We start from the raw sequence: 18,884 nt of genomic DNA, 5'->3' as shown, positions 1-18,884 counted from the left end.
GCCATGACCAACATCGCCGCCGCCGCTTCTCCGTCAGCCGAAACAGCTGCATTGCCGACCCAACTGGCGAAGGGTTTCGTCGATCGCCTCGTCATCATCATTCCCTATCTCTGGCTGCTGTTCTTCTTCCTCGTCCCGTTCATCATCGTCTTCAAGATCTCGCTGTCGCAGACGGCGATCGCCATGCCACCCTACATGCCGGTGCTCGATTTCAGCGACGGCATTTCCGGATACTTCGCAGGCTTCCGGGAGCTCAATTTCGACAATTACACCTTGCTCACCCAGGATGCGCTCTACTTCAACGCCTATGTGACGAGCGTGATCATCGCCGGGATTTCGACAATACTCACGCTGATCGTCGGCTATCCGATCGCCTATGGCATGGCGCGCGCCCCGGCAACGGTCCGCCCGATCTTGCTCATGCTGGTGATCCTGCCGTTCTGGACCTCGTTCCTGATCCGCGTCTATGCCTGGATCGGCATCCTCAAGCCGGAAGGGCTCCTCAACGAGCTACTTTTGTCGCTGCACATCGTCAGCGATAAGCTGCAGATTCTCAACACCTACAACGCGATCTTCATCGGCATCGTCTATTCCTACCTGCCCTTCATGGTGCTGCCGCTCTATTCGTCGCTGGAGAAGATGGATTACTTGTTGATCGAGGCGGCCAAGGACCTCGGCTGCCCGCCGACCAGCGCCTTCTGGAAGATAACCTTCCCGTTGTCGCTGCCCGGCGTGATCGCCGGCTGTCTTTTGGTGTTCATCCCGGCCGTCGGCGAGTTTGTCATTCCGGATCTCCTCGGCGGCTCGCAGACGCTGATGATCGGCAGGACGCTGTGGAACGAGTTCTTCAATAACCGCGACTGGCCGGTCTCGTCGGCGGTGGCCGTCATCCTGCTCCTGGTGCTTATAATTCCGATCATGTTCTTCCAGCAGGCTCAGGCGCGCGCCCAGGAGCAAGGCAAATGAACGCCACCTGGAGCCGCTTCAACATGACCTCGATCGTGCTCGGCTTTGCCTTTCTCTACCTGCCGATCATGCTGCTCATCGTCTTTTCCTTCAACGAATCGAAGCTCGTCACCGTCTGGGGCGGCTTCTCGACCAAATGGTATGTGTCGTTGTTCCACAACCAGGGCCTGATGGACGCCACCTGGGTGACGGCGCGCGTCGGCGTCATTTCGGCCACCGCTGCGACGGTGCTCGGTACGCTGGCCGCGATTACGCTGACGCGCTACACGCGCTTCAGGGGGCGGGTGCTGTTTTCCGGCATGGTCTTTGCGCCGCTTGTCATGCCGGAAGTCATCACCGGCCTGTCGCTGCTCCTGCTTTTTGTGGCCGTTGGGCTCGACCGCGGCTTCTTCACGGTCACGCTTGCCCACACCACTTTCACCATGTGCTTCGTGGCCGTCGTCGTGCAGTCGCGTCTGGTCACTTTCGACCGCTCGCTCGAGGAGGCGGCAATGGACCTCGGCGCGCCGCCGGTGAAGACCTTCTTCCAGATCACGCTGCCGGTCATCCTGCCGGCGATCATTTCGGGCTGGATGCTGGCCTTCACGCTCTCGCTCGACGATCTGGTCATCGCCTCCTTCACCTCCGGTCCGGGCGCCACGACGCTGCCGATGAAGATCTACAGCCAGGTGCGCCTCGGCGTGACACCGGAGATCAACGCCGCCTGCACCATCCTGATCGCCGTGGTCGCCATCGGCGTCATCATCGCCTCGATCGCCAACAAGCGCCGCGAGGTCCAGCGCCAGCGCGACGAGCAGGCAGCCCAGCGCGGGTGAGGAGCAAGGGACGGGGCGCTGCTTGCGCCTTGTCCTTCCTATCCCTGATGGAGAGTCGCTTGCGCGCTTTTCCAGAAATTATTGGCCCGAAACGCCCCGGCTGATCGGCGAGATGAACGGCGTGCTCCAGTTGCCGCCGACGAAGAACAGCGATTGCTTTGGGGGCGGCGGCGCCTGCACGGCTGCCTGACCGCTGGCGGCTGGTTGCTGCGCCGGCTGTTGCTGCGCAGGCTGTGGCTGCGCAGGCTGCCCGTTCGGAACGATGCCGCCGGAGAGCGCCAGCCCGCGCCCGGTATAGGAGGCGATGCCGGAAAGCCAGATCTTGTACTTCTGTGCATTGACTTCGGCCTTGTCCAACCGCGCCACGCCTTTCGAGATGCTCGCCTTGATCTCGGCGCCGTCGATCGGCAGCGAACCGTCGGCGACGTCGTCGAGAGCGAAGAACCCGCCCTGTTCGTTGTGCTTGAGGAAGGCGGGCAGGTTGAGCCCGTTGAGCGAGCCCGGCCCGAAGGTCGCCGAGAAGGACCCGTCGGCGTTCTCGAAGATCGAGTCCCAGGCCTTGCCCGGCCCTTTGAGGATGATCGAGACGGTTCCGGTGCCGACCGGCACCAGCCGCGTCATTCCTGCCGCGGTGGCGAAGGCGCCGGTGTCGACGTCCGACGCCAGGAGCCGCAACTCGACCTGAGTGCCGTCCGGTTTGCGGTCGAAACGCAGGCTGCTCTGGATGTTGCCGTTGAAGGCCGAGGCGTCGGAGATGTCGAAGACGGCGAGCCCGTTCTTCACCTGCGCGGTCGCGGCGACGTCGGCGAGCTGTATCGGGCCGACGGTGGCGTGCGCCGCCGACAGCCTGAGATCGAGGTTGATCTTGTCGGCGAAGCTGGTGTCGATCTCGCCGGGGCCCGCTTCGCCGGCCGGAGCGATCGGCGTGAAAGCGGAAAGGAACGATCGAAGATCGAGCGTATCGAAGGCAAGCGTGCCGGAAATGACGGGCAGGGCCTCGCTGAACGAAAAGTCCAGCGCTCCCATGCCGGGATTGTTGTCCAGCGCCACCGTCGTGTTCTCGAATTTCGCTCGTCCCGACGACGCAGTCACCTTGCTCGCGACCGAGATGGATCCGATCGCGGCACCAGGCGCGATTCCGGCCTGCGACCATTCGAGCAGGCGTCTCAGCGAAGGGGCGGCGAATTTCGCCTGGCCGTCCAGATAGGCGTTCTCCGACATCGAGGCGACGCCGTCGAAGGAGAGCGTGGCGGGCGCCGCCTTGAAGGCAAGCGTGACGGGCGCGTTGCCTCCGGCAAACAGCACCAGCGGCCTCGCCGAGGAAAAATCGATCTGGACGCTCTCGCCACGCCAGATGCCGGTCGCCGTGAGCGTGGCGTCGCTGTTCATGGCCGCCCAGTTCACCTGGCCGCTGAGGCTGCTCAGGATCTCGCTGTCCTTGCCGCCCGCCGAGGTCACGACGCGGCCGTCGCGGAACTCGACTGTGCCGAACGGATCGGAAGGCAGTCTGCCGAGGTCGGGCTTCTGCGGGTTCGCGGTGACGACGCCGCGCGCGGTGTCGATCGAGCGCGTGATGCGGCCGCCCGTCGGCAGCGGCGGCAGATAGAGACCGCTCGCCGTGCGCTCGACCCTGATGGTCGGCCGCACCAGCCTTGCGGTCGAGAACTGGACGTCGCCCTGCAAGGCGGCCATGGCGGAGAGGTCGACTTCGACACGCTCGGCTTCGATCACCGGCGGCGCGTCGGTCTCTGTCCATTGCGACAGCGTCACGTCGCTGAGGATTGCCCGGAACTTCGGCCACACCTCGATGCGCGGCGAGCCGTCGATCGTCACGCGCAAGCCGCTCCAGGCGCTCAATTCCCAGGCGATGCGGTCGCGCACGATGCGCGTCGAGGCAATCAGCGGCAGGGTGGCGACGGCGAGCGCGATGACCAGCACCGCAACGCCGATCACCCATACCCCGCGCCGGATCAAAGATGATGACATCTCGCCCCGTATGCTTCCCATTGCCGACAAAATCGCCCGACGGGTGTAACCGAGCGCTGACGCTTTTCAAGTCTTTATGGCCTTGCCATGGCATTTGCGCCGCTTATCTGCCGGCCATTCCAACAAAATCTTGCTCTGCTGCGCTGCGGTATGCATAAGCGATAAACCTGTCGACCCCCGAAACGCCACGCCGGTTTTGGGACAACGACGTATGCGGCGTCAGGCTTAACTGCCGCAATCGCGACGTGCTTGGGAGGAACGATCATGGCCGCCGACACCCCCTTGTGGACGCCGACGCAGGACCAGGTCGCTTCCGCGCCGATGACCGCCTTCATGAAAGCCGCGGCGGCAAAGGCGGGCGAGGGTCTCTCCAGCTACTCGGAGCTTCATCGCTGGTCGATCGACGACCGCGAGGCATTCTGGAGCCTGATCTGGGATTTTTGCGGACTTGTCGGCGACAAGGGCGAGCGGGGTCTGGTCGACGGCGAGAAGATGCCGGGCGCTGCGTTCTTCCCTGACGCGAAACTCAATTTCGCCGAGAACCTGCTGAAGAAGACCGGCGGCGGTCTGGCAATCGTCTTTCGCGGCGAGGACAAGGTCGAGCGACGGCTGTCGTGGAATGAGCTCAACACGCTCACCTCGCGCCTGCAGCAGCTCTTCCTGGCGCTTGGGGTCAGGCAGGGCGACCGCATCGCCGCCATGATGCCCAACATGCCCGAGACGGTCGCCGCCATGCTGGCTGCCGCCTCGATCGGCGCGGTCTGGTCCTCCTGCTCGCCCGATTTCGGCGAACAGGGCGTGCTCGACCGTTTCGGCCAGATCGAGCCGGTCGTCTTCATCGCGCCCGACGGCTATTGGTACAACGGCAAGGCAATCGAGGTCGCCGACAAGGTCCGGGCGGTGGCCGGGAAACTGGCGACAGTGCGCAAGGTGCTGATCGTCGATTATCTCGGCACATCCGTCGATGTCGCCGCCACCATCGACAAGGCAGCGGCGCTGGAAGAAGCGCTTTCGCCCTTCGCCGCCAAACCGCTTGCCTTCGAACAGCTGCCGTTTTCGCACCCGCTCTACATCCTGTTCTCCTCCGGCACGACCGGGATCCCGAAATGCATCGTGCACTCGGCCGGCGGCACGTTGATCCAGCACGTCAAGGAGCAGCGGCTGCACGCCGGCCTGCTCGACGGCGACCGCTTCTTCTATTTCACCACCTGCGGCTGGATGATGTGGAACTGGCTGGTTTCGGGCCTCGCCTCGGGGGCGACGCTTCTGCTTTACGACGGCTCGCCCTTCTATCCCGACGGCAATGCGCTGTTCGATTTCGCCGATGCCGAGAAGATGACCTATTTCGGCACCTCGGCGAAATTCATCGATTCCGTGCGCAAGGCAGGGCTTAAGCCCATCAGGAGCCACGACCTGGGGAGCGTGCGCACCATCTCTTCTACCGGCTCGCCCTTGTCGCCGGAGGATTTCCGGTTCGTCTATGACGGCATCAAGAAGGACGTGCACCTGGCCTCGATTTCCGGCGGCACCGATATCGTCTCCTGCTTCGTGCTCGGTGTCCCGACGGAGCCGGTCTGGAGCGGCGAGATCCAGGGGCCTGGCCTCGGCCTGGCGGTCGACGTGTGGGACGACGACGGTAAGCCGGTGCGGCAGGAGAAGGGCGAGCTCGTCTGCACGAAAGCCTTCCCGTCGATGCCGATCGGCTTCTGGAACGATCCGGAAGGCAAGAAATATCACGCGGCCTATTTCGAGCGCTTCGACAATATCTGGTGCCATGGCGACTTCGCCGAATGGACGGCACATGGCGGCATGATCATCCATGGCCGCTCCGACGCCACGCTCAATCCGGGAGGGGTGAGGATCGGCACGGCCGAGATCTACAACCAGGTCGAGCAGATGCCTGAAATCCTGGAGGCGCTCTGCATCGGTCAGGATTTCGACAACGACGTGCGCGTCGTACTGTTCGTGCGGCTGGCCGCCGGGGTGAGCCTCGACGAGGATCTGGAAAAGCGCATCCGCGCCAGGATACGCACCGGCGCCAGCCCGCGCCACGTGCCGGCCAAGATCGTTGCCGTCACTGACATTCCAAGGACCAAATCCGGCAAGATCACCGAGCTTGCCGTGCGCGACGTGGTCCACGGCCGCGCCATCAAGAACAAGGAGGCGCTGGCCAATCCCGAAGCGCTGGAACTGTTCAGGAATCTGCCGGAGCTCGCAAATTAGGTCACCCTACACGGTTAACAAAAACTTTCGGCCGAATTTACCTAGATTTCACGAGTGGTACACATTCGTAAATTTTTTCGGCCTCCGGTAAGGACTTGTTAAGGGACGGCGCCGATAGTCGCGTGTAACTTGAGGGAGAAATCCCGTTCCTCGTCCCCTGAGGATCAGATTCGCTCAAGCCCCGTTGTGACAGCAATCCCATCTTTCAAGGCGTCCATTGGACGCCTTTTTTCTTTTCCGAAACCGTGTCCGGTTATTCGGCCAGCACGCGCGTCGAGGGGAAGGCGACCTCGACCAGCGTGCCTTCGCCGGGCGTCGAGGTGATGGCGAAGCGGGCTCGGTTGGCCTCCACCATCGCCTTGGTCAGCGGCAGCCCGAGGCCGGTGCCGTCGCCGCGGCCGCGTTTCAGCGCATTGATCTGCTTGAACGGTTTTAGCGCCTGCTCGATCTCGGCGGGGGTCATGCCGATGCCGGTGTCGCGCACGCGCATGACGACGTCGCCGGAGGCCTCGTAGGCGGTGGACACGATCACCTGTCCGCCGGCCTGCGTGTAGCGGATGGCATTGGACAGGATGTTCAGCGCGATCTGGCGCACGCTTCTCAAGTCCGCCACCACTTCCGGCAGCCGCGAGGCGAAGCTGGAGCGGATGATGACGCGCTCGCGGTTGGCCTGCGGCTGCATCATCGCCACCGTTTCGGCCAGCGTGTCGTTGAGCGACACCGCCTCGTAGGCCATCTCCTGCTGACCGGCTTCGATCTTGGAGATGTCGAGCAGGTCGTTGACGAGGTCGAGCACGTGATTGCCGGAGCGGTTGATGTCGCGCAGGTAGTCGCGGTAGCGGTCGTTGGCGACCGGACCGAACTTCTCGTCCACCATCAGTTCGGAAAAGCCGATGATGGCGTTGAGCGGCGTGCGGATCTCATGGCTGATGCGGGCGAGGAAATCCGTCTTCTGCGAGGAGGCGCGTTCGGCCACGGCGCGCGCCTGGGTGAGGTCCTCCTCGGCTCGCTTCCACTGCGTGATGTCGCGCACGACGGCACAGAAGCCGCTGTCGTTGGGCAGGCTTCCGATGGTCATGAACAGCGGGATGAAACGCCCCTGCGCCTCGCGGCCGATGACCTCGCGCCCGTCGTTGAGGACGCTCGCCACACCAGGTTCGGAAAGGCCGGCGAGATAGTCGCGCGCCGCGCGCTGGCTCTCGATGGCGAAAAGCGAGGCGAAGGGCTTGCCGGCGATCTCGTCGCTGTCGAAGCCGAACAGGGCTTCAGCCGGGCGGCTGATCGAACGGATATTGCCGTCGCGGCCGATCAGCACCACGCCGTCGGTGGCGGTGTCGATGATGGTGCGCATTTCGGCGATGCGCGACTTCAGTTCCGAAACATCCGGCTGTTGGCTCGGCTCGTCGTTCGCCGCGCTGAGATGCGCCGCCGGCGCTTCGTCCTCGCCGGAGCGGCGCACCACCAGCATCAGCGCCTTGCCGCCGCGCCACGGCACGGAGCGCAGGAGCGCATCGATCGGGAATTCCTGGCCCCGGCGGGTCGTGAGTTTCAGCGAACGGTCGCTTTCGTCGGCCTCGCCATCGTCGGTGTAATGGTCGGCGAACAGCGCGCCAAGCCCGCCGGCGTCGGTAAGGTCCTCCAGCGCGTCGTAGCCGGTGAGCTCGAGAAATGCCTCATTGGCGTAATGCAGCACATCGCCGGAATGGATGAGCAGCGGCACAGGCAGCCTGGCGAGGATGGATGTATCGGGCGCCCTGCCTTCCTCTCCGATGGAGAAAGCCGACGGCACGAAGCCTTCAAGCTTGAGCGGCGGCACCTCGATACGCGGCCGTTCCGGCGGCGCCGCTTTCGCTTCGCCAGGCTGTTCAGCCGGGGGCAGGGCGCCGTCCATGTCGGAACCGGCCCAGTCCTCGCTGTCTTCCGCATCGCGAAAATCGTCGGCGGTCATGCTGTCGTCAGCGCCTGCGTCAGGGGCAGGCGCCTCGGCCGGCCGTTCAGCCTTCGGTTCGGCTCCCTTTTCGGTCGCTGCGGTTTGGCGGGTCTCGGGACCCGCTTGGTCGGCTTTCTCGGACCCGGCATAGTTGAGCAGCGAACCGGAGGCGGGTGGCGTTTCGTCTTCCCCAGCGGCCGCCTCGGAAGCATCGTCGGTACCGTCGAGCCGAGCCAGGTCCTTCTGATCTTCCGCTTCTGTCTCCGCCTCCGCCGTTTCAAGGGCTTCGTTATCCTCCTGCGCGGCGGGCTCATGCGAGGTCGCGCGAGGCGCTGTCAGATCGGATTCGTCGGTCTTCCTCTCACCGGTCTTCGGTTGTTCGGCCCCGAGACCGGCCTTGTCGACGGCTGAAGCCGCATCAGGTTGCTTTTCAGCGCCTGCGGTTGCGCCGGTCGGCGGCTCGGCCGGGCCGGAACTGTCCTTCCGCAGCCGCTCGCCGATCTCGCGAAAGGCGCTGCGCTCGAGGATCGACAGGGTCCTCTCACTTCCCGGCTTGTCACTTCCCGGCTTGTCACTTGCCGGCGCGTCATTTCCCGGCTGCTTGTCATTGGCCGGCTGCCTGTGCTCGGCCAGCCGGATCACCTTGTCGGCATAGCGCCGCTCCGGCTTGGGCACGATGGTCAGCGCCGGCACTTCGCCCAGGAACGGGTCGGCGGGCTTCGGCGGCTCGGCCGCCGGTTGCCCGGCGGCAGGTTCGGGTTCGGCCGGCGCGGTGCCATTGGGCACAAGCGCCATGCCGAGCGCTTCCGGGTCGACAACGGCGTCGCCGCTGCGCGCGACACCGAAGCCGCGAAAACCTTCGAAGGCGCGGCTGCGGCCATAGACCGGCAGCGCCGCAAGATCGACCGGGATCTTCAGGTCCGTGCCTGCCACCGGCCAAAGCACCGAGCGCCCGGACCAGGTATCGCGCCGCTCGAGCAGGGTGGCGATCTCGCCCGATGCGTCGAGACCGAAAGTCGTGGCGACGTCCCTGAAGCGGCGGCCGATCACATCGGCGGCCGGCTTGCCGACAATGTCGGCGAATTCCGGTGACAGCGCGCTGAACTTGCCTTCGGCATCGGTGCGCCAGACGAAACGCAGCGGCGGCGCCGAACGGTCTATGTTGCGAGCCGCGGTCGGCTCTGCCGTCGCCGTTTCGGTGGTGTCCTGCCGACTTCCGGCCGCGGCGTCACTTGGTTCGACATGTGCCGGCGCCTCCGGCCCTCTCACATCGTCGCCGCCGGCGTTGAAATACCAATGATCGTGCTGCGCGGGGCCCGCATCGGCTGCCTGCCTGCCTGCCAAGGCAGTGTCGGCCACGGTCTTTTCCGTTGGCTGGGCGCTATCCGCGGCCGCCGTCGCGACCGTGTCCGCCCTTGCGCCCGTTGCCGCGGCCGGAGGCTGGGTGGGCGCGCTTTCCGGCGCAGCCGCCTGATCGCCGTCGGGCCGGTCGTCGAGTTGGTCCTCGTCGATCACCACCAGGAGATGACGCGCGTCGGTCAACCGTGCCAGGCCGGCCGGGTAGGAGGTGCTTGCGCCCCGAACAAGCCGCTTGACGATGCGGTCTCCCGCGCTTGCCACATCCGCGACCAGGGCAGCCAGGGCCTCCGGCCTGATGCCGAGCGCCGCAAATCCCTCCGAAGCCGCCTCGACATGGCCTTCGGCATCGACGAAGGCGATGAAATGTCCGGCCTCGGTGAGGCCGCCAATGGCGCGGCTGGCGATTTCGGCGGCGCTGCGCGAGCCGGTCTGCGCCGCGGGCATCGCCAGCATGATCGCCTTTTCGCCGTCCGGCATCGTCATCGCGCTGGCGAGCAAACCGACGGCGCGGCTGACCATGCCGGTCGCCAGCCTGATGGTGATGGCGCGGTCGCTGCCGATGTCCGGAAAGCCGCTGGTCGCCATGATCTGCCGCCTGGCGATCAGCGGCAGCCGCGCCGAGGCGCCGATGATGGCCTCGATATCCGGATAGCCGAACACAGCAGCGCCTGGCCCGTTGGCCCAGATCACCTGCTCGAGGTCGGCCGACAATATGGCAAGCGCGTCGCCGGCGGCGAAGCGCTGGCGCACCGCGTCGAGCACGGCGACGTCGAGGAATGAGTAGTTTTCAGGCGGCATGCGCTGGCGAACCCTCCGGAAGCGAGCGTTTCGGTTAACGCTTTGTTAATAAAAGCGTACGGGGCGAAGGTCCACAAGCCATGCCGTGCATCGGCCGAAATCTCTGGGCTCGTGGTTAACGGTCGGGCGATTTTTATGGTGCAGTGCAACAAAGATATTGCAATGCACAAAAAATGCCTTTATATTGCCATCATACATGAACGAGACGGCTTTCCGTCAAAGCCGCTGCCGCTGAAAGGTTGGAAAATGTCCAAGACCACCACGAAGACCGCTGATACCATCGAGAACGTTGAATTCCCGAGCTTCGACGCTTCCAAGGCCACCGACCAGATCCGCGCCTTCGCCGAGAAGGGCGTCGAGCAGTCGAAAGAGGCCTATGCCAAACTGAAGAACGGCGCCGAGGAGACCCAGAAGGTTCTGGAGTCGACCTATGAGACCGCCAAGACCGTTTCCGGCGACCTGTCGCTCAAGAGCATTGCCATCCTGCGCGCCAATGCCGAGGCCAGCTTCTCGCATCTCGAAGCCCTGGTCGGCGCCAAGACGCTCTCCGAGGTCGTCGAGCTCCAGACCGCCTTCCTGCGCAAGCGCGCCGAGATGGCCGTCGAGCAGGCCAAGGACTTTCAGGCCGTTGCTTCCAAGGCCGTCGAGGACGTCTCGAAGCCGGTGAAGACCGCTTTCGAAAAGGCGTTCAAGGACATCAAGGCTGCCTGATATTCAGGCGCAACTCAAAGATGCATCAAAACGTCGCATTTCATCAGACAAATAGATATGCGATGAATTGATGAGATGAATACCCGGAGTGTGAAACCTCCTCCCTTTGCACTCCGGGGTGACCAGCCAGCTCCTCCTCCCGCTGGCTCGTAACAGGAAAAGGCCGGCACCTCCTCCCGCCGGCCTTTTCTTTTACCCATTCAGGACTGCGGGTTCGTTCATCGGATCTTTGCCTAATCAAAGGCCTTGAATTAGACTCTGATAGCCCGTATTGGACGCATCGCCGATGACGGAGCGGACGCGGAGAATGATTTCTCCTCGGATTTGCGCTCAGGCGGATGTGCCGTTGTAGCTCAGTTGGTTAGAGCACCAGATTGTGGATCTGGGGGTCGCTGGTTCGAGCCCAGCCAACGGTACCATCGGCTTCTGGCGTAAGCAGCTGATTTGCCAGCATAAATTCCCAAACTCGAACGAGACGCTCGCCTGCGACGGCCAAGTTGTGTCACAAATTGTGCTACCTGATGTGATACAAATGGACTGCGGAACTCTGAGCTCAAGCTTGCCGACACGCGTGACAAGGGTGCGGCCATAGTAACCCGAGCGATAACCGAGCCGCTCCGGCGTGCGTTCGCCCTTCGAAGCATCCAGTGCCTCATCCATCTCGGCCTCGAGCACCTCCTGCATCACCGCACGGATCACTTCATGCAGTCCATCCGGGTTCGAAAGCAGAATGTCTTTGACGGCAGCGCTAGCGGTCTTACTTTCAGTCTTGGTCATGGTGGCGTTCCTACCCACCAGGGAAAGACATGGCTACGAGGGTGGCAGGATTTGAACCTGCGGCCCCTTCGTCCAGCGTGCTGCCGGTCGGCCCGGTGGAACTTCATGGCCGTGGCCCTTCAGGCTCGGCTAGACCGTCGATCCGGCAGGCAACGGTTCCGACTGTTCAAAGAAAAAGCGATGCCGCTGCGTGAGCTCTGTTGAAGTCGCCTCCAGTTCCCTCTCGCGCCGTCCGGCGTTCCACGCCAGCGCAGTCGCTACGGTGTCGGCAATCTGCTCAAGGCCGCGTCGGCTGAGTCGGCCGGTGATCGCCAACACGGTGCGGCGCATGACGATGTCCGCCAGGTGGACGACACGTTCCTTGCGCGCCAGCCAATCGATCTCCGCCAGCGTATAGTCGAACGCGTCGGCAAGCGGCTCCGCCTGCCGCCCGGCTTCGTGCGCCAGAATGGCGCGGGCCGTCGTGCCATAGCGGTCGAGCAGAACTTCGGCTCGCGCCGGCGACGCTCCCGTCTCGGCCGTGACAGCGGAGATCCAACGGGCACGCGCAGCGGCATCGGCCGGAAAATCGCGGCCGCCGCCGATTGCGAGGCTCCGCGTGCTCACACGCCTGGACCGGCCAAGCCTCGCCAGCAGCACGTCCGCCACCTCTTCGGCAAAACCGCGGAAGGTCGTCCACTTGCCGCCAACCAAAGAGACGATCGGCCAGCTCCGGCTGCCCTCGGTCTCCATGACAGGTGCCGAGTGGTCGCGGCTGATCAGGCCCGGCGCAGTGCCGTCCGACGCCGGTAGCGGGCGGATACCGGAATAGGCATAGACGATCTGATCGCGCCCGAAGGAAAGACCGGGCAAAAGCTCGCGCAGGCTCGCCAGGAAATAGTCGATCTCGTCATCCTCGCAGCGTACCGTCTCGGGGTCGGCGGCACGGATGTCGGTTGAGCCAACCAGCGCCCGGCCGAGATAGTCGAACACCAGGCATATGCGTCCGTCATTGGCCTCGAAGTAGATCATGCGGCCGTTCAGCGCCTGCAACAGGTCGGGATGGTCAAGCAGGATGTGCGAGCCCTTGGTACCCCCGACCAGCCTTGACGGTGCGCCAAGCGCTGCGTTGACATGATCGATCCATGGCCCTGCCGCGTTGACGACGATGCGCGGCCGGAAGCTTCGCTCGCTCCCCTCCGGCAAGGCGAAGCGCACGACGCTGCCGTCGCTGCCCAGCAGTTGTGCGTAGTTGAAGGCCTCAGATTCAGGGCTGGCCCTGACGCCGTCATGAAGAAGTTCAAGCACCAGCCGCTCGGGATAACGGACGGTGGCGTCATAGTAGGTACCGGCCGCCACGATGCGTGGCGTCAGCGGCGGTATCTCGCTCAGCGCCCGCGCTTTCGACCACAGCGTATGCCTGGGCATGGCGCGGTGGCGGGCGCCGTAGAAGTCGTACATGGCGAGACCGATCTTGATCAGGAGAGCGCCGCGGCTGCGCGGTGCAGTCGTGCTGCCGAAAAGGGTACGCAGCGCCGCCCCGATGCCCGTCAGCCAGGAAAAGATCGGGATGACGGTCGGCAGCGGCCGCACGGCATGTGGCGCATTGCGCAGCAGAAGGTTGCGCTCCAGCGTCGACTGCGCGACGAGGCCCAACTCGCCCGTCTCGAGATATTTGATACCGCCATGAATGAGCCGCGACGGCGCGGCGCTGGTGCCGGAACCGAAATCCGCCTTGTCGACGATCGCTACCCTCAGGCCCTGTTCGCACAGATCGCGAAACAGGCCGGCGCCGTTGATGCCGGCGCCGATAATAAGGACATCGACATCCCGTGGTGTCCTGGTCATTGCACCGGCACGATCTTGAGATTGACCCCAGCCGCCCTCAGGCTGCCGGCAATCTCGTCGGGAAGGCCGTCGTCGCTGAGTACGAGATCGAAGTCGGTGAGGTCTGCAAAGAGATGCAGCGCCACCTTGCCGAACTTGGAGGAATCGATGAGCAGCACGGTGCGCGAGGCCGCGGCGGCCATGGCCTGCTTTACGCGCACCACCTGTGGATCCTGGATTAGCGTCGCGGTCTTGTCGATCGCCGAAGCCGAGCAGATGAGCAGATTCACCCTGATCTTCTGCAGGGCGCTCTCGCAGATGTGGCCGATAAAGGCGTTGTAAGTCGGATGGTATTCGCCGCCGAGCAGGATCAGCTTCAAGTCGTCCTTGTCCACCAGCTGTTCCGCCAGAGACAGGCTGTTGGTGACAACGGTCAACGGCGCGATCTGCGGCAATAACGGGCCGACCGCGTTGGCGGTGGTCGAATCGTCGAATAGAACAACCTGGCCCGGCTCGATCTCGGCCAGAACCGCCCGGGCGAGCGCCCGCTTGGCGGCGGTCGCATGTGCCTCGCGGAAGCGGAAAAGGCTCTCATAGACGCCGGACGGCTGCGCGCTGACCGCGCCGTGCAGCTTGCGCAGCACACCCTGGCGTGCCAGTTCATCGACGTGGCGATGGATCGTCATGCGCGAGACGCCAAAGGCCGCGACAAGCTCGTCGATGCGGGCCTCGCCATGCTGAATGATGTAATCGGCAATGTCCTGCCGGCGATTGTCCGCGTTCATGGCTCCCCCTTTTCCGCAAGCGCTTCGATCGACGGCCAGGCCTCGGCGAGGCGGCTGGCGATGTCGCAGTGCAGCCGGTAGCGCTTGTCCATGGCAGCGCTGCGCTCAGGGTCGGGCCGGTAGGTGCGGCCAAGCATGGCGGGTTCGCGCGGATCGTGCCGTGGCGAGGCGAACAGGCCGATGCCGGCTCCGGCGCACAGCGCCGCGCCCCATGCGGCCGCCTCCTCCGTTTCGGTCACCGTGATCGGCATGCCAAGCACATCGGCGAAGATCTGCGCGAAGGCGGAATTGCGGGAAATGCCGCCGGTCAGCCGCGCCTCGCGCGCCGGGAAGCCTTCGCGCAGCGCATCGACGTGAACGCGATGGTTGAAGGCAATGCCTTCGATCACCGCCCGCAGCATGTCGCCGCGGTCATGCCAGCCGCGCAGCCCGAGAAACCCGGCGCTGGCGGCAGGCCCATGCGGCGAGCCGAACAGATAGGGATGGAAAAGCAGTGTCGACGGCCGCGCCAACGCCGCCTCGATTTCCGGACCGACGATGGCGTGGATCGAGCGCCCGTCGGCTTCCGATGCAGCTCGCTCGGAGCCGCACAGCGTGTCGAGGAACCAGTCGTAGTTTGCCGCCGATGCCGGCGAGATCGACATATTGTTCCATTCGCCGGGCTTCAATCCGTTGCGGCAGAACCACCGGGCATCGATGCGCGGCGCGGCAGATACCGTCTCGTTGATTGAATAGGTGCCGGCAACGATGGCGACGACGCCTTCGCCATAGCCGCCGATGCCAAGCGCCGAGGCAGTTACATCGTGCAGGCCGGCCACGACCGGCGTGCCGGCGACGAGTCCCGTGTTTCGGGCCGCTTGCGCCGTGATAGTGCCGACCAATCCGTCCGGATACGCGACCGGCGGCAGTGCATTGCCGAGCTCTTCGAGATCGAAGATCGAGAGGATGTCCGGCGCATACGCTTGCGTATCGACCGCTGTGAACGAGGTGCTGGCCTCGGTGAGATCGGTGCCTAGGCTTCCCGTCAGGCAGAAGCGCAGCCAGTCCTTGCAGGAAAGCACGTGGCCGATATGGGCAAAGCGCTCCGGCTCGTGGTCGCGTATCCAGGCCAGAAGCGAAGACGGCGCCGAGGCATGCGGCGTCTGCCCGGTCCGCGACAGAGCCTTCCCGGCCGTCGCATCGGCTTTCCACCGGGCCGCAACGTCTCCAGCCCGGCTGTCCAGCGACAGGATACCGTATCCGAGCGGCCGGCGGTCGCGATCGAGCATATAGAGCCCGTCGCCATGCGCCGTGGCGGCGACGGCGGCGATGTCAGAGGCCGGTCGGCCGCAATCGGACACCGCTTCCGCGATCGCTTCGGCGGTGGCCAGCCAGAGGCCGTTCATGTCGCGCTCGACATGGCGCGGCTTGGACATGATCTGCGCCACCCGGCGGCGGGCCACCGCCAGCGGGGCGCCGGCCTCGTCGAAAACCACCGCTTTGGTGACGGTCAGGCCGCTATCGATTCCCAGCAGACAGACCATCCACTCCTCGCCACGCACATAGCGTGCGTCTCCCGGGAACTGCTCATATCATGATGTGAAATTAACATCAATTGGTGTTACAATTCAGTTTGTCGCACGGGGGCGACGACGACGTTCATGCCGCCCGCCTTCATCGTCTCGACCTGCCTGGGTGGAATTCCGTCATCGACGACGATGACGTCGAACTCGCTAAGCGCGCACATGGCATGCAGTGCCCGGCGCTCGAACTTGGTGTGGTCAGCCAGCAGGATGCGCATGGCGGCGCTGTCGAACATGGCACGCTTGGTTTCAACCATTTCGGGCGACTGGTGGAAAACCATGCCGTCGGTGATGGCCGACATCGACATGAAGACGCGATCAGCCCTCAGCCGCCGGATCTCCGTGACCGTGACCGGCCCCATGAAAGCATTGCACCAGTTATAGAACTGGCCGCCAAGCCCGAGCAGCGTGAGATCTCGCGTGCCCTTCAGCTCGTTCATCAGGGTGATCGAATTGGTGATCGCCGTCAGCGGCACGCGCGCCGCGAGATGCGGCACGAGCTGCAGAACGGTGGTGGAATCGTCGAAGAAGACGGCCTGGCCGGGTTCCAGGAAGGCCGCGGCAGCCTGCGCGATTGCGCGCTTCTCGGCCGCCTGGCGCGACGAGCGGTAGACGTCGCTCGATTCGATGAGGCTGGTCGGGGCGGCCGAGACGATGCCGCGCGTCTTGCGCAGCAGACCCTTCTCGACCAGTTCGTCGAGGTCGCGATGCGCGGTCATCAGGCTGATGCCGAAGCGTTCGGTGAGATCCTCGATGCGCATCGTGCCCTCGGCCAGGATGGCCTCGGCCATCATCTGGCGGCGCGCGAGCTGGCGCGCGTGGCGGCTGTCAGCGGGCACCTGATCCCCGGCAAGGGTCTTCAACGCCTGCTCGGGCCGAATCTCGCGATCTTTCATCCAAGCCTCTCCTGCCGATGCCATTCGCATATCTGGCGCCGATGGCAAGCGGTGCCTTAAGGGCGAGCAGTGTTTTGCGCATCGAATGCATTTTGCGCGGCAGGAAAAGGGGCGCGTCATACGCGCCCCAGTTCACGGTTCACTGGGAAAGCGTGAACGGTCCTGTGTACTTGTCGACATTATCCTTGGTGATCAGGGCGCAATCGAAGAGCTGCTTCTCGGACGATGCGCCTGTCGAGCCGGTCTTGATGAATTTGTCGGCCTGCTTCACGGCCTCGGCCGAGAAGACCGCGACAGGCTGCAGCACCGTGTACTGCATTTCGCCCGCTTTGACGGCGGAGACCGCGTCCGGCGAGCCGTCGAAGCCGCCGACCTTCACCTGGTCGAGCTTGCCCGCTTCCTTCAGCGCCGCAATGGCGCCAAGCGCCATCTCGTCGTTGCCGGAAATGACACCCACGATGTCGGGGTGGGCCTGCAGCAGCGATTGCATCTTCTGGTAGCCCTGGGTGCGGTCCCAGTTGGCCACTTCCTTGCCGCCCTTCTTGAGGTCCGGATACTGGGTAAGCACTGTCTCATAGCCGTTCGAACGCGTTGCCGCGTTGTTGTCGGCCGGGTTGCCGAACAGCTCGACATAGTTGCCCTTGTCGCCGATCGCCTCGACCCACTGCTGCGCGCCGATTGCGGCGCCTTGGGCATTGTTGGAGACGAGCTGCGCCTTGGCGAGACCATCCTGGTTGATCTCGGCGTTGACCAGAAAGACCGGGATGTTGGCGGCGACTGCCTTCTTGACCGCGCCGATCGAACCGTCGGCATTGGCCGGGTCGAGGATGATCGCCACCGACTTGTTGGTGATGGCGGTGTCGATCATTGTGCTTTCGGTATTGGTGTCGCCCTTGTGGGCGCTGACATTGGCGGTGTAGCCGAGGCTCTCGGCCGTGGCCTTGGCGACCTGGCCTTCGGTGAGCCAATACGGATTGGCCGGATCGGTCACGATGATGCTGATCAAACCCGCCGCCCAGGCATGGCTCGCCATGAACGGCAGCGTCGCGGCCGCGACCAAGAGCATCCTTCTGGCTTTATCGATCATTTCTCTCTCTCCCTTTTGCAGATTGCGGTTGCAGATTGCAGTTGCCGATTTGTCTCGGCCTTCTTTCCGGTCGGTCTCCTTGCGTCCCGGAGAAGCTTATGGCGGGGCGCTGCGTCACGGTCGGACGCCGCGGGCCCCGTACTGGATGGTGTTCATGAGCACGGCGAGCACGATGACGGCGCCGGTGAAGACGGTCTGCCAGTAGGAAGACACGCCGATGATGACGAGGCCGTCCGAAAGAAAGCCGATGACGAAAGCGCCGAGCATGGTGCCGCGCACCGTGCCGCGGCCGCCGGTCAGCGCGGCGCCGCCGATGACCACCGCTGCGATCGCAGTCAGCTCGTAGGTGGTGCCGGCGGTCGGTCCGGCCGAAGTCAACTGCGAAGAGAGCACCAGGCCGGCGATAGCCGATAGGATGCCGGAGAGCGTGTAGACCGTGATCTTGACCCGCTTGACCGGCACGCCCGACAGGTCGGCCGCGTTCTCGTTGCCGCCCGAGGCGTAGAGCCAGCGGCCGAAGGAGGAGCGGCTGAGCATCAGCCCGGTCAGCACGGCGAGGACCGCCAGGACCACCACGCTGATCGGCACGCCGAAGAGCCGGTTGAAGCCCAGCCAGTCGAAGCCAGTGTTGCCGAGCTCTGGCCGGCCGGCGAGGTTGTTGTAGGTGAGGCCGTTGGTCATCAGCAGGGCGATGCCGCGGGCCATGTACATGACGCCCAGCGTGGTGACGAAGGCGGGCACCCTGAACCAGGCGATAAGGATGCCGTTGAGCGCGCCGAGCGCGGCGCCGAGCGAGCAGGTCAGCACGACCACAGCCCACACCGGCGGAAACAGGATGACGCCGAGCGGTTTCAGTTCCACGCCCTGCATCAGCGCACCGGCGACGACGCCGCACAGCGCCAGGATCGAACCGACCGACAGGTCGATGCCGCCGCTGAGTATGACCACCAGCATACCGATCGCGAGTATGCCGTAGATGGCTACATGCGAGGACATGATCAGCAGATTGGAGACGGTGAGGTAGTTCGGTGACAGAAACGAAAAGACCACGATGATGGCGATCAGCGCGAAGAAAGCGCGGCCCTTCAGCAAGAGCTTGATGATGCCGGTTGTTCCCTTGACGGCTGAGGCCGGGGAAGTGAGGCGGTTGGCGCTCGTTTGCGTCATTGTTCGTTCCCGTGCT

The 18,884-nt window shown here is 64.3% G+C and carries 12 protein-coding genes, 1 tRNA gene and 1 pseudogene; 5 read left to right on the top strand and 9 right to left on the bottom strand.

Annotated elements, in window-relative coordinates:
* Positions 1-3 precede the first annotated feature (3 nt).
* Both AU465_RS12230 and AU465_RS12225 read left to right on the top strand, forming a co-directional pair.
* Positions 4-966 (top strand): ABC transporter permease subunit, encoded by a 963-nt coding sequence (locus tag AU465_RS12230; protein ID WP_192247256.1) that lies wholly within the window; start codon positions 4-6, stop codon positions 964-966.
* Complete coding sequence (locus tag AU465_RS12225) at positions 963-1,781, top strand: ABC transporter permease subunit (RefSeq protein WP_192247254.1); 819 nt, start codon at positions 963-965, stop codon at positions 1,779-1,781. Before AU465_RS12230 ends, AU465_RS12225 begins: the two co-directional genes overlap by 4 nt.
* 78 nt (positions 1,782-1,859) lie before the next feature.
* Here the strand turns inward: AU465_RS12225 and AU465_RS12220 are convergent, their stop codons facing one another.
* Complete coding sequence (locus tag AU465_RS12220; protein WP_192247252.1) at positions 1,860-3,767, bottom strand: AsmA family protein; 1,908 nt, start codon at positions 3,765-3,767, stop codon at positions 1,860-1,862.
* A 264-nt stretch (positions 3,768-4,031) separates the two neighbouring features.
* Between AU465_RS12220 and AU465_RS12215 the strand changes: the two genes are divergently transcribed.
* Positions 4,032-5,990, top strand: a complete 1,959-nt coding sequence (locus AU465_RS12215) for an acetoacetate--CoA ligase (protein ID WP_192247250.1) — start codon at positions 4,032-4,034, stop codon at positions 5,988-5,990.
* Positions 5,991-6,243: 253 nt separating this feature from the next.
* Here AU465_RS12215 and AU465_RS12210 read toward each other — a convergent pair whose 3' ends face one another.
* Entirely contained in the window at positions 6,244-10,077 is a 3,834-nt protein-coding gene (locus tag AU465_RS12210) for a PAS domain S-box protein (protein ID WP_192247248.1), read from the bottom strand.
* Between the two features lie 246 nt (positions 10,078-10,323).
* On the opposite strand from AU465_RS12210, the gene AU465_RS12205 reads away from it, so the two are divergent.
* Together AU465_RS12205 and AU465_RS12200 are read left to right on the top strand one after the other, a co-directional pair.
* Positions 10,324-10,788, top strand: coding sequence for a phasin (locus tag AU465_RS12205; protein ID WP_192247246.1), 465 nt, complete (start codon positions 10,324-10,326; stop codon positions 10,786-10,788).
* A gap of 342 nt (positions 10,789-11,130) precedes the next feature.
* Positions 11,131-11,207, top strand: a tRNA-His gene (locus tag AU465_RS12200).
* A 130-nt stretch (positions 11,208-11,337) separates the two neighbouring features.
* Here AU465_RS12200 and AU465_RS37795 read toward each other — a convergent pair.
* From AU465_RS37795 to AU465_RS12165, 7 genes and pseudogenes are all read right to left on the bottom strand, one after another.
* Positions 11,338-11,565 (bottom strand): annotated as a pseudogene (locus AU465_RS37795) (transposase); the annotation flags it as partial.
* Positions 11,566-11,694: 129 nt separating this feature from the next.
* Positions 11,695-13,392: a glycerol-3-phosphate dehydrogenase/oxidase gene (locus tag AU465_RS12190; RefSeq protein WP_192247244.1), complete on the bottom strand. Its 1,698-nt coding sequence runs from the start codon at positions 13,390-13,392 to the stop codon at positions 11,695-11,697.
* Positions 13,389-14,156, bottom strand: coding sequence for a DeoR/GlpR family DNA-binding transcription regulator (locus AU465_RS12185; RefSeq protein ID WP_192247242.1), 768 nt, complete (start codon positions 14,154-14,156; stop codon positions 13,389-13,391). Before AU465_RS12185 ends, AU465_RS12190 begins: the two co-directional genes overlap by 4 nt.
* The gene (locus AU465_RS12180) at positions 14,153-15,679 is read right to left on the bottom strand and encodes an FGGY-family carbohydrate kinase (protein WP_192247240.1); all 1,527 of its coding nucleotides are present in this window, start codon (positions 15,677-15,679) and stop codon (positions 14,153-14,155) included. Before AU465_RS12180 ends, AU465_RS12185 begins: the two co-directional genes overlap by 4 nt.
* A 77-nt stretch (positions 15,680-15,756) precedes the next feature.
* Positions 15,757-16,614 carry a DeoR/GlpR family DNA-binding transcription regulator gene (locus AU465_RS12175; protein ID WP_192247238.1) on the bottom strand — a complete coding sequence of 286 codons (858 nt, stop codon included), beginning with the start codon at positions 16,612-16,614 and terminating at the stop codon, positions 15,757-15,759.
* Positions 16,615-16,753: 139 nt separating this feature from the next.
* Positions 16,754-17,701, bottom strand: coding sequence for a D-ribose ABC transporter substrate-binding protein (locus tag AU465_RS12170; protein ID WP_192247236.1), 948 nt, complete (start codon positions 17,699-17,701; stop codon positions 16,754-16,756).
* Positions 17,702-17,815: 114 nt separating this feature from the next.
* Entirely contained in the window at positions 17,816-18,868 is a 1,053-nt protein-coding gene (locus tag AU465_RS12165) for an ABC transporter permease (protein ID WP_192247234.1), read from the bottom strand.
* Positions 18,869-18,884: the final 16 nt, after the last annotated feature.

Origin of the sequence: Mesorhizobium silamurunense, from assembly GCF_014843905.1 — a bacterium.
GTDB lineage: Bacteria > Pseudomonadota > Alphaproteobacteria > Rhizobiales > Rhizobiaceae > Mesorhizobium > Mesorhizobium silamurunense.
This window is presented reverse-complemented; position numbering and strand designations above follow the sequence as displayed.